Genomic DNA, 11,979 nt, shown 5'->3' with positions numbered 1-11,979 from the left:
CCCCATGAAGATCGTCATCGCCCCCGACTCGTTCAAGGACAGCCTCGACGCCGCCGGTGTCGCCCGCGCAATCGCCGCGGGCCTGGGCGAAGCCTGGCCGCAAGCCGAGCTGCTCGAGTGCCCGATGGCCGACGGTGGCGAAGGGACCATGCAGGCCATTCTCGCCGCCAGCCATGGCGAACTGCGCCAGCAGACCGTGCGTGGCCCGTTGGGGCAACGCATCGAAGCCGGCTGGGGCTGGTTGCCACAAAGCCGCACGGCAATCATCGAAATGGCCCAGGCCAGTGGCCTGCAACTGGTGCCGACCGACCAGCGCGATGCCTGCCGCAGCAGCACCTGGGGCACCGGCGAACTGGTTGCCGCTGCCCTGGCCGCCGGCGCGCAACGGGTGGTGCTGGCTATCGGCGGCAGCGCCACCAACGATGCCGGCAGCGGCATGCTGCGGGCGCTGGGGCTGCGCCTGCTGGACGCCGACGGGCAGGCACTGGAAGAGGGCGGCCTGGCCCTGGCCAGGCTGGCTCGCATCGACGCCAGCGGCCTCGACCCGCGCCTGGCCGAGGTGCAGTTCGAAGTGGCAGCAGACGTCGACAACCCACTTTGCGGCGCCAACGGCGCTTCGGCGATCTTCGGCCCGCAGAAGGGGGCCAGCCCGCAACAGGTGCAGGCGCTGGACCAGGCTCTGGGACACTTTGCCAACCACTGTGCGCAACTGCTGGGCAAGGACGAGCGTGACTATCCTGGCTGTGGCGCGGCCGGTGGCATGGGCTTCGCGGCCCGGGCGTTCATGGGGGCGCAGTTCCGCCCAGGGGTGGAAGTGGTGGCCGAGCTGGCCGGCCTGGAGCAACTGGTGCGGGACGCTGACCTGGTGATAACCGGCGAAGGACGTTTCGATGCCCAGACCCTGCGCGGCAAGACGCCACTGGGCGTGGCGCGGCTGGCCAAGCGCCATGGGGTGCCAGTGGTGGTGCTGGCCGGAACCTTGGGTGAAGGCTACCAGCAGCTGTACGCCCATGGCGTCGACGCTGCCTTTGCCCTGGCCGGCGGGCCGATGAGCCTGGAGCAGGCCTGTGCCGATGCTGCCGAACTGCTGCGGGCGCGCGCCTGTGATATCGGCCGCTTGTGGCGCCGTGCAAGGCAGAGCTGACCGCGCGATACTGGCACGCTCGCTCCGACATGGCGCCGGCGAAGGCGGTCGCCAGCAACTTCAGGGTAGCAGCGCCTGGGCCTGGCTGGCCGGAAGCACGGCCAGCTCGCCAAAGCGCTGCGCCGCGTCGATGTAGCGCAAGGCTGACTTGGCGTCCTTCCAGCCCACGTAGCTCATCAACGCCTTCAGTTCCCAGCCGTTGGCCGTTGCCCAGGTGGCGAAGCCACGGCGCAACGAATGACCGGTATACAGCGCCGCCGGCACCCCGGCGCGTTCCAGCATGCGCCGCAGCAGGCCGATCAGGCTGTTGCTGTTGAGTGCGGTTTCGCTCAGGTTGCCCCAGCGGTCGAGCTTGCGGAACACCGGCCCGTGGGCGATGCCGGCCACCTCCAGCCATTGCAGATAGGCCGTCACCGGGCACAGTGCCTTCAGCGCCGGGGTGCGGTGTTGCACGCCCAGCGCTTCCCGGTCGCCCTTGCTGCGCGGCAGGAACAGGGTGATGCCGACACCGGCCTGGGCCTGGATGTGCTCGACGCGCAGCCGCGCCAGTTCATCGCCACGAAAACCGCGCCAGAAGCCCAGCAACAGCAGGGCCGCGTCGCGGCGGGCCCGACGCAGGGCGGCCAGGTCATGCCGTTCCCGGGCCTGGTGGGCCTCCGCTTCGAAGTACTGCACGGCGCTTTGCAGGTGCTGCAGCAACAACGGCGCGGCCTGCCTGGGCGGGTTCGGGTGCAAGGAGCGGATGCCGCGCAGCACCTGGCGTACCAATGGGGCCTTGGTCGGGTCGGGGAAGCCTTGGGCAACGTGCCACTGGCTGAGCGCGGCGAGCCGTTGGCGCAGGGTGCTGACGGCATGCTGTTCGGCGTGGTCGGCCAGATAACGGGCGATGGTCTCGGCCGTGGCCGGGAGGAAGCCGCCCCAGTGGGTTTCGAAGTGCTCGATGGCGGCCTGGTAGCTGCGCCGGGTGTTGTCACGGGTGGCGGCGCGCAGGTAGCGCTCGATGTCGGTCATGGTGCGAGGGTCGGTTGGCGATGGACACCACGATAAACCGAAACGCCGTGCCTGTCCTGCGCTGCAGGCACCGGCATCACACGCAAGCCTGGGCCCCGCTGCGCTTGAACGGCGGGTAGTCACGCAGCTGCGTTGGCGACAACGGCCGACTGAAGTGGTAGCCCTGGGCAATATCGCAGCCGGCCAACTTCAGGCACACCACCTGTTCACGGGTTTCCACACCCTCGGCCACCACCTCCAGGCCCAGGCGCTTGGCGAGGATGATGGTAGAGGACACGATCGGGCTGTCGTCATGGCTGTTGGACAGCGGCGCGATCAGCGAGCGGTCGATCTTCAGCTTGCTCAACGGTAGCGTGTGCAGGTGGGCAAAGCCGGCATAACCACGGCCGAAGTCGTCCAGGCTGATACCGAGGCCGGCACTGCGCAGGCAGTGCAGGTGCGCCACTGCCGTGCCTTCGGGGTCGAGAATGGTGGTTTCGGTAATTTCCAGCTCCAGCCGCTGTGGGGCGATGCCGTACTGCTGCAACTGGTCCAGCAGCTGGGCCGCAAAGCCCGCCTGACGCAGTTGCAGGGCGGATACGTTCACCGCCAGCCGCGTCTCGCCGCCCCGCGCGGCCCAACCTGCCAAGGCTTCGCAGGCCAGGCGCAGCACCTCCCAGCCCAGCTCGACAATGAAACCGCTGCGCTCGGCCAGGCCGATGAAGCGGTCCGGGTAGAGCAGGCCGAACTCGGGGTGGTCCCAGCGCACCAACGCTTCGTAGCCCAGCACCTGCTGGGTGTCGAGACGAATCTGCGGTTGGTAGTGCAGCACGAACTGGCGCTCGGCCAAAGCGCTGCCAAAGGCCTGTTCCAGGGTGAAGGCCTGGATATCGGCCAGGTTCAGTGACGGGTCGAAAAAGCGGTACTGGGCGCGCCCGGCCTGCTTTGCCGAGTACATCGCCGCGTCGGCGCTACGGATCAGGCTGTCGATGTCCTGGCCATCGCGCGGGCAGATGCTGACGCCAACGCTGGGGCTGGTATTGACCTCCTGGCCATCCAGGGCGTAAGTGGCCGAGAGTTTCTGCACCAGTTCACGAACCCAGGCATTGATCTGCGCTTCACTGCGTTCGCCGGCCAGCAGCACCACGAACTCGTCGCCACCAAAGCGCGACGCTTCGTCGCCAGGCTCCAGCAGGCGCTGGATGCGCCCGGCCACGGCTTGCAGCAGCAGGTCACCGACCTTGTGCCCCAGCGAGTCGTTGATCGATTTGAAACGGTCCATGTCGATGAACAGAATCGCCATCAGCCGGCGCCTGCCGCGCTGACGAGTCAGCACCTGACCGGCCACCTCGACGAACTGGCGGCGGTTGTGCAAGCCACTGAGGTGGTCGGTGGCGGCGGCGTGGCTGCTGCGCCGGTGCTCGTCCTCGAGGCGCTCGATCAGTTGCCGGTTGACCTGCTGGGCTTGCTCCAGCGCACTGAAGGCCTCCTGGCGCTTGCGCAGCAGGCGCAAGGTCCACAGCAGGCTGGCGAGAATCATCAGGGTCATGCCCAGGGTGAGCCAGAACTGCCGGGCGTCGGCCCGCGTGGCAGGCGCCAGGATCTCGTCCTGGCGCTGGCTGACCACGATGCTGAAACCCCGCTCGGGTACGCGCCGGAACAGGCTCTGGTACGGGACGCCGGTCGCGTATTGGGTGAGCATGCCGGCCTCGCTGGTGTTACCTGGCAGCCCTGGCTGCAGCGCGTCATCGGGCACGATCACGCCACTGGTGTCGATGCGCAGCCGCTCCAGGCCATCGCCCTGCAGCAGGCACACCAGCCCGCTGCCGCTCAGGTCGATGTGCTGCAGCAGCCGCGCCAGGTAGCCGCTGTCCAGCTGCACCACCAGGATGGTGTCGATTGCATCACCTTGCAGGTTGGTCAGCGGCAGCACGAAGGAAAGCCGCCAGTCGGGCGCGGTGGCCGGCTGGCTGGGGGCCTGCACGCTGGGCAGGAGCGGCTTGAAACCGTGCTCGGCGACGTGTTGTTGCAGCTGCTGCAACCAGCCTTGGGGCAGCTCGGCGGCGACGTCGGCATGGCTGGCCGATAGCAGCCGGCCTTGGCGGTCGTACAGGCCCATGCGCTCGAATACCGGGTCTTCGCCAAGCCGCTTCGCCAGGCCTGAATTGCCCAGGCGCAGCGTCTTCATGTCGTCCTGGGTGGCCCGAGCAACAGCCTGGGCGCGGTCGACCAGCTGGCGCAGGCTTTCGCCAACGAGGCTGGCCAGGTTCAGGTGCTCGGCAGCCTTGGCCGCCAAGGCGTCCTGCCTTGCGCTAGCCTTCTGCGCAAGGTGCAACCCCCAGAGAAAGGCCAAGGTCGCGGCGCAGAGCATGAGAATCAGCAGCTGCAATAGGCTGGCGGAGGAAAGCGAACGGCGAATCACTGCTGACAGTTCCCGACCCTGGGTAATGGCCTGAAAATACGACAGTAAGGTGACAACTTCATGACTGATGGCCAATAGCCTTTAAGGACTTCCCTTATCCGCCAGCGGAGCCTGCAGGCGCGCGGTTTCCTCCTCCATGTAACGCATCAACGCACCGACTTCGCCATCGCTGAGGCGCAGGTTGGGCATGGCCAGGCGGTTGTACTGTTCATACAGCAGCATGGCCAGGGGGTCTTTTTGCGCCAGCATCTGGTCGGGCTCCTTGAGCCAGCGGGCCAGCCATTCGGCGTCACGCTGGCGGGTAACGCCCAGCAGGTCGGGGCCGATTCCGCGCTGCCCCGGCTCGCTGTTACCCAAGGTATGGCAGGACGAGCAACGCGTACGGAACAACTGCTCGCCACTGCTGAGCGGGCGAATCTCCGGCGCCTGGGCGTAGTCCAGCGGCTTGGCGATGGCCTGCTTCCAGTTGTGCAGGCTGTTGCCCAGGCGGTCAGCGAGGATGTACGGGCTTTCAAAAGGCGAAGCCTTCATCCAGCGGCCACTGGCCTGGTTGCCAATGATCAGGCTCAGGTTGTGATCCTTGGAGCGGCCGTTTTCCAGGCCTTCGATATACAGGCCCAGGCTGCGGCGCAATTGTTCGATTTCGGCCGGTTCGCCGGTGAGCAGCGTCCAGCCGGGGCCGATGCCGAACTTTTCGGCGTAGCGCTTGAGGGTAGCGGGGGTGTCGTTGAAGGGGTCGATGCTGATGGAGTAGAAAAAGATGTCCTGGCCCACCCGGTCACCGAGGATCTTCTGCACCTGGCGCAGGCGTGCGGTTTCGACCGGGCAGGAGTCGGAGCAGCCGGTAAAGATGAAATTGATGGCGACCACTTTGTCCTTGATCAGGTCGTCGAAGAAATACACTTTCTCGCCGTCCTGGGTCAGCAACGGAATGTTGGGGAAATAGTCGGCCCCCCAGGGCGATGCAGTTTGTGCTGCGTTGGGCTGTTGCGGCTGTAGCGGCCAGAAGGGAATGCTGGCCGCGAACAGCGAGAGCACGAGCAGAATGCGCCATGTGCCGGACATGATACGGTCCTCCGGTTACCGGTAGCCCGGCTGCAAATCACTTGTACCTGACCGGCGCTGTCACACTCTGCCCGAGTGTCGATTTCACGGTCACCGTCGCTGGCGTGGCCGGGCCATAGCCACTGGTGGTCACCAGCAACCGCCAGGTGGCCCCGCTGCCGCTGGCCGTCATGCTGGCGACGCCCAGGTTCAACGGGCCGGCGGTGGTGGCTGCGGTCACGCTGATGCTGTTGCCTGCAGCCACCGTGGTGGTCCCGGTGACCTCCCAGGTAAACTGGTTGGCGCTGAGCACCTGCACCGTAGCGCTGGTCACCTGGATCTGGTCCATCACCGCAGCCGGGCTGACCGCGATGCTGACCGTGGCCGGGGCCACGGATTCGGCACCCTTGGCGTCGCGGGCCGTGTAGTTGAAACGGGCGGTGAACGGCGTCGTCACGCCGGCCGGTGGGGTGTACACCACCTTGGTGCCATCGGTACTGGTACTGCCCTGGCCGGAGTCCGGCTGGCTGAGGCCGACAACTGTCAACGGCAGGTTGTTTTCCGGGTCGGTGTCGTTGGCCAGCACGCTCAGGGTCAGCGGCTTGCCGGCAGTGGTCGCGGCGCTGTCGTTGGCTGCAACCGGCGGTTTGTTGTCCGGATCGTCGTCGCCCGTGTTGTTGGTGCGGAAGGTTGGCAGGCCAACCGAAGCCACGTATTCCACGCCGTCCCAGCCCGGTAAAGGTGTCGGCATGACCTGGAACTGGCCCGGGTGCTCGAGGTCCCAGCGCAGCAGCATCGAGGTGTCCTCATGCTGGGTATTGTGGCAATGCTCCAGGTAGGTACCGGCAAACTCGCGGAAGCGGATGGCCATTTCCACTTCCTCCGACGAGTCGGCCTCCGGGCCGATGCGGTACACGTCCTTGCGGGCCCATTTTTCCCACTCTGGCGGGGCCTTGCCGTCGCGGCTGAGAATCACGCCTTCCTCGAAGTGCACATGCACCGGGTGGCTCCAGCCATTGCCGCCATTGATGATTTTCCACACTTCCAGGGTGCCGTCGCCGCTGAAACCAGCATCGGTGGACTGGTTGGCCAGTTGCGGCGCAGCAGTTATGCGGCGGGGGTCCATGCTGTAGCCGAAGCCGCCTTCGCTCTTGATCGTCCAGGGCTTGCTGTCGGTACCGTCGGAGCGCCCGAAGATGAATTCGCGGTGGCGGGCATCCTTGAGCTTGGCCAGGTCGGTAGCCGAGTTGCGGTCAATCGTCAGCGGCAGCATCTTCATGCCCGCAGCCTTGCCTGGCTTGGCCGGCTCGTAGGCCGCCGGGTTCATGCTCAGGTCCTGGCCGCTGTAGGGCTGAACCACCAGCTGCAGGAACTTGCCGATCGCCGGGTCGCCGTTGTCCCACTGCGGGCCTTGGCTGGTCTGCTTGATCACCGCCTTGTACTTTTCCGACAGCACGTCGGCCAGCGCAATGGCGCCTTCCGGGCCTTTGCCGCTCTGGTGCTCCTGGAGATTGACGAAGTACAGCTTGTCGCCGACCTTGATGCCGTTCCTGGCGAAGTTGATGATGATGTCGTAGCGCTCGGCGATGGCCTGCAGCGGCAGGATGCCGTTGTTGTCCTGCAGGTTGCCGTCGCCGTTGAGGTCCATGCTGCCGTCGAACGGCACAGCATGTTCCATGATGTTGCCGTCATTGGCGATCATGTGGAACGGCACCCGTGCATACGACACGTTGGAGCCGACCGGGCCTTTGAATTCGCCACTGGTGCCGGCGATTTCGCGAACCACGGCAAACTTGAAGTAGCGCGACACCGAGCCGTTGAGGATACGGAAGCGATAGCTGCGCGCACGTACCTTGAGGGTGGGCCGGAACTGCCAGTTGACCAGGATCTGGTCGCCAAGGAAACCGTCGGTGTTGAACGGGTTGAACCACAGCTGGCCTTTGGCATCCCAGGCCTTGTCGGCGATCATCAGGTTGACGTCGTAGTCGCGGTTACCCCATGGCATGCCGGAACCGCTGGGGAAGCGCAGGTTCACGCCATCCTGCAAGGCTTCGTTGCCACGGTCCAGGGCACTGTAGTAGTTCATCATCACGGCGTTGCCCTTGTAGACGTTCTGCGCCGTGAAATCCATCATGTGGTCGTGGAACCAGTGGGTACTCATGGTTTCGCGCCAGTCACCGCGAATCTTGATGCTGCCGTTCTGGCAGGTTTTCAGGCCTGGGCTGGCATCGTTGACAAACAGGGTGTCGCCCGGCGAGCAGGGGAACGCCGCCCGTGGGTCCTGGGCGCGGGTGTTGATGGTGTCATACCCGGCCAGCTGCAACGGCCAACGGTAGTCGTAGTACTGGCCCGGGAAGAAGTACGCGTTGGCAAAACCGTCACTTTCAGCGGGTGAGTGGCCGTTGTGCTCGTGGGTGGAAATGGTGTGCAGGCCAAACCCGTTGTTCGCTGCAGGGTCGATGGGCAAGGCATTGTAGTGGCGCATCAGGATTGGCTGGCCGTAGCGCACCATCAGCAACTTGGGCGGGAACGTACCGTCGAAGGTCCACACCGACTTGTGGTTCTGCAGCGGCATTTTCGGGTGGAAGCGGGTGTCGATGCCGCGGGTGGTACCCTGCGTGTTCGGGATTTCGGAGGTCTGGTAATACAGGCCGCCCGGGGCGAACTCGCCAACGGCATAGTTGTGCAACTGTTTACGGTCGCGCAACCCGAGGTTGATGCGCGCACCAGCCTGGGCGGTCTTGAACCCCGCCTGCGGATAGAACTCGTTCCAGCGCTGGTGCGACCAGCCTTTTCCTGGTGGCCGGCCTTCGGCCGGCGAGCCGACAGGGTGCCGGTTGAGAAACATCTCGATCTGCGCCTTCCACGGGTTGCGGTCGAGCACGTTGGAATACTGGGTCGGGAACGGGTACAGGCCCGGTTGCTTGAGGAAGGCTTCCAGTGCGCTGCCGCTGGGGCCGCTGCGGGCGACCACGTCCGGGTCCTGCGCCGGTGCGGCACCCAGGGTGGGTACAGGGAAGGTCAGGGGCGCAGGCGGCAGCGTGGGGTCGAGTTTTTCCGTGCCGAACTCTTCGAACAGGAGCAACTGCTGGGTAAACGGCAGCGCCCCGAACAAGGGGCTGGGTTTGCCGTTGGTGGGGTACTTGTTGGCAGTTTGCAGGGTCGGTGGCAATACATTGTTGGCGAGCACCGTGTTGCGATCGCCGTACGCGCCATTGGCCAACTCGAGCGAGCCCTGGTTGCCCTCTGGCATGCTGTAGAGGTCGAGCAAGGTCTGGGTCGGATCGGCTGGCTGGTCGGTATAGGCCGACGGGTCGGTCGGCGGGGGCATGCTGTTGTCATCCATGGGGGCGCCTACCGCCGTGGCCAACCCGAGGCCGAGCATCAGCGCAGTGACGGAGGAGAGCGGGAATACATGCCTGGAAGGGCGGGTCGCGACAGGTGTTTTCATTGGCTTGTGCCTCGCTCACGGCTTCGTGGCGTTTTGCTGGTTACCACGGCCCGAGCAACGCTTGTGCCAAGTGCCAGGAACATAACCGCTTGGCAATCAGGCCGTTGCGCGTCCAGGGCGCGTGGCCAGCCACGGCGTCAAAAACGGGGATAGCCCCCCACTCGCGGGTCACCCATTACCCAACGTCTGGGGCATGGCGCCTGACTGCTTCCAGACGCCATGTCTCGCTGGGCGGCAACGACACAACCCCGTCCTGCTTTGGTGCGCTTGCGCCTCAAATGAAGTCACGCGGCACACTTCCAATTCCCATGTTCTGCGCTTTAAGGTGCACATTGCACATCGCTTGTAGTGCGACGCGCCTGCTCCGGGCAGCATGGCCGGCGCAGTAAAAGCGGCCTGCATCTTGCTCTCCCTGCTCCCGACTACAACCTGGAGCCCCGTGCAATGAGCTCATCCAGCGAATTTCCGCTCAGCGAAGCCCCGCAGTCCGCCCGCAAGGGCCTGCTGCCGATCGCGATGGTCCTGTTCAGCTTCACTTTCTTTACCGGCACGATGTTCGCCGGCGGCAAGCTCGGCATGGCCTTCAATTTTGTCGACATGTTATGGGTAGCCGCCATCGGCAACAGCCTGCTGGCCCTGTATGCCGCAGCCCTGGCGTTCATCGCCTCGCGCAGCGGATTGAACACCGTGCTGATGGGGCGCTTCTGCTTCGGCGAGGCGGGTAGCCGGCTTTCCGACTTCCTGCTGGGTTTCGCCGAACTGGGCTGGTATGCCTGGGGTACGGCCACGGTGGCCATCGTGCTGGTCCGGCTGCTGGGGCTGGCGGAGGGCGTCAGCATGCCGCTGATGGTGCTGTTCGGCCTGGGCTTCAGCATGACGGCCATCATCGGTTTCAAGGGGCTGGATGTGCTGTCGCGGGTGTCGGTGCCGCTGATGTTCGTGCTGCTGTTGGTGTCGATGTACATCGCCACCCGCGATGCCGGTGGCCTTGCCGGCCTGGCCGCGGTGCTACCGCACGAGACCATGACCTTTTCGGCTGCTGTGACCATGGTCTTCGGCACCTTCGCCAGTGGGGCCACACAGGCAACCAATTGGACTCGGCTGGCGCGTAGCGGCCGGGTGGCGGTCATTGCCAGCGTGGTGGCATTCCTGCTGGGCAACGGCTTGATGGTGGTGGCCGGAGCCTGGTGCGCGATGGTCTACCAGCAGGCCGATATCGTCGAGGTGATGATGCTGCAGGGCCTGTCGTTCGCGGCGGTGGTCATGCTGTGCCTGAACCTGTGGACCATCCAGGGGCCGACCATCTACAACGTCTCGGCCGCCGCCTGCCACCTGCTGCGCAGCGAGCGTCGGCGCAGCGCAACGCTGGCGGCAGCCGGGGTCGGGATTGTTCTGGCGATCGGCGGCATGTACGAAATGCTGATCCCGTTCCTGGTGCTGCTGGGCTCGATCATTCCGCCGGTGGGTGGGGTGATCATGGCCGATTTCTGGTATCGCCATCGCGGCAGGTTCCCGGCACTGGGCACGGCAAGCCTGCCGCGCTACAACCTGACCGGGCTGGTGGCCTATGCCGTGGGCGCGGCACTGGCCTGCGCCTCGCCGTGGATCGCCCCACTGGTCGGTATTGGCGCCTCGGCCCTGTGCTACATCGTCCTCGTCGAGCTGGGCGCACGGTGCCGGGCACCAGGCCAGGCAGGCACCGAGCCGTGAGCCTGGCGCTGGAGCAGATCCTGCAGTTGCCCGGCCTGCACGAACTGCGCGTGCTGGCCGGGGCGCGCAACCTGTACCGGCGGGTGCGCTGGCCTTATGTGGCAGAGAACGAAGGCATCGCCGAATGGGTAATGGGGGGTGAATTGGTGTTTGTCACCGGAATAAACCATCCACGCGGCGAGGCCAACCTGCTGAGCCTGATGGAGGATGGTGAGGCTGTGGGCATTGCCGGAATGGTGGTTCTAACCGGCGGCAGCTTCATACGCAGCATCCCGCCCGCCGTTATTGCCCGTGCCGAGCAGCTCGGCTTGCCGCTGATCGAGCAGCCGTACGCGCTGAAGATGGTGGTGGTCACCCACCTGATCGGTACGGCGCTGGTGCAGATGAGCCAGGCCCGGCGCTCGCGCAATGACATCCTCGGCCAGCTACTCACCGGTGACTACCCGAGCCTGGCGATTGCCCGGCAGCGGGCAGCGCACCTGCAATTGGCGCTGGATGCACCGCGGCGCGTGCTGGCAGTACGCCTGACAGGCGTGGACGGCGTGTTCGAGCGGCACGGGCTGGCCCGCGGCGAGCGGACCTGGCAAGCGACCCGCCAGGCCCTGGAGGACCAGCTCGATGCCTGGTGCCGGCAACGCCCGGGCAGCGTCAGCGCGCAATTACCTGGCGACCTGTTCGTGGTGTTGCTGGCCGACACGCACGACCTGCCCGATATATTGGCGGCGTTGTACCGGCAGTTGCGCGCCGCGACCGGTGAACTGGGCCTGCACATGGGCCTGTCGAGCCTCGCCGACGATTGCGCCCACTACCGCCAGGCCCTCAACGAGGCGCGCCAGGCACTGGATGTGGCGCAGCACTTGCGCCCGGCCAATGGCTACTGCAATTTCAGCGAACTGGGTGTACTGCGCCTGCTGCAAGGAATTCTCGACCGCTCGCTGATCGATGACTTCGTCAGCCGCACCCTCGGGCCGCTGATTGCCCCGGGGCGCAAGCACGCCCATGCGCTGGTGCACACCCTGGATGCCTTGCTCATGGAAAACGGCAACGCGCTCAGGGCCGCGCAGCGCCTGGGGCTGCACCGTAATACCATCAATCAGCGCATTGTGCGCATCGAACAACTCTGCGGGCAGTCGCTCGACGACCCGCTTTTCCGCATGAATGCTTCGGTCGCCCTGTTGATCTGGCGTATGAGCGAAGACCACTGCAAGGAGTAACAGC

Annotated in this window: 7 protein-coding genes; 3 read left to right on the top strand and 4 right to left on the bottom strand. The window is 65.5% G+C overall.

Features of this window, described 5'->3' with window-relative positions; translation table 11 throughout:
* Positions 1–4 precede the first annotated feature (4 nt).
* A complete protein-coding gene (locus B4L76_RS14755; protein WP_296233484.1) occupies positions 5–1,144 on the top strand; it encodes a glycerate kinase in 1,140 nt (379 codons plus the stop codon).
* Between the two features lie 60 nt (positions 1,145–1,204).
* On the opposite strand, the gene B4L76_RS14750 is transcribed toward B4L76_RS14755, so the two are convergent.
* From B4L76_RS14750 to B4L76_RS14735, 4 genes are all read right to left on the bottom strand, one after another.
* Positions 1,205–2,155 (bottom strand): site-specific integrase, encoded by a 951-nt coding sequence (locus B4L76_RS14750; protein ID WP_296233483.1) that lies wholly within the window; start codon positions 2,153–2,155, stop codon positions 1,205–1,207.
* A 76-nt stretch (positions 2,156–2,231) separates the two neighbouring features.
* On the bottom strand, positions 2,232–4,556 hold the full coding sequence (locus B4L76_RS14745; RefSeq protein ID WP_296233481.1) for a putative bifunctional diguanylate cyclase/phosphodiesterase: 2,325 nt from the start codon (positions 4,554–4,556) through the stop codon (positions 2,232–2,234).
* A gap of 81 nt (positions 4,557–4,637) precedes the next feature.
* A complete protein-coding gene (locus B4L76_RS14740; protein ID WP_296233479.1) occupies positions 4,638–5,621 on the bottom strand; it encodes an SCO family protein in 984 nt (327 codons plus the stop codon).
* Between the two features lie 37 nt (positions 5,622–5,658).
* The gene (locus tag B4L76_RS14735) at positions 5,659–9,051 is read right to left on the bottom strand and encodes an Ig-like domain-containing protein (RefSeq protein WP_296233477.1); all 3,393 of its coding nucleotides are present in this window, start codon (positions 9,049–9,051) and stop codon (positions 5,659–5,661) included.
* A gap of 444 nt (positions 9,052–9,495) precedes the next feature.
* Here B4L76_RS14735 and codB point away from each other — a divergent pair, with 444 nt between their 5' ends.
* Positions 9,496–10,761 (top strand): cytosine permease, encoded by a 1,266-nt coding sequence (gene codB, locus B4L76_RS14730; protein ID WP_296233475.1) that lies wholly within the window; start codon positions 9,496–9,498, stop codon positions 10,759–10,761.
* On the top strand, positions 10,758–11,975 hold the full coding sequence (locus B4L76_RS14725) for a PucR family transcriptional regulator (RefSeq protein ID WP_296233474.1): 1,218 nt from the start codon (positions 10,758–10,760) through the stop codon (positions 11,973–11,975). The genes codB and B4L76_RS14725 overlap by 4 nt, the downstream gene beginning before the upstream one ends.
* Positions 11,976–11,979 lie beyond the last annotated feature (4 nt).

It is taken from the genome of Pseudomonas sp. UBA4617 (assembly GCF_002386445.1).
Lineage (GTDB): Bacteria > Pseudomonadota > Gammaproteobacteria > Pseudomonadales > Pseudomonadaceae > Aquipseudomonas.
This window is presented reverse-complemented; position numbering and strand designations above follow the sequence as displayed.

Coding starts and splice junctions, on each gene's coding strand:
- B4L76_RS14755 (WP_296233484.1), top strand. CDS start 5: ATGAAGATCGTCATCGCCCCCGACTCGTTCAAGGACAGCCTCGACGCC.
- B4L76_RS14750 (WP_296233483.1), bottom strand. CDS start 2,155: ATGACCGACATCGAGCGCTACCTGCGCGCCGCCACCCGTGACAACACC.
- B4L76_RS14740 (WP_296233479.1), bottom strand. CDS start 5,621: ATGTCCGGCACATGGCGCATTCTGCTCGTGCTCTCGCTGTTCGCGGCC.
- B4L76_RS14735 (WP_296233477.1), bottom strand. CDS start 9,051: ATGAAAACACCTGTCGCGACCCGCCCTTCCAGGCATGTATTCCCGCTC.
- codB (WP_296233475.1), top strand. CDS start 9,496: ATGAGCTCATCCAGCGAATTTCCGCTCAGCGAAGCCCCGCAGTCCGCC.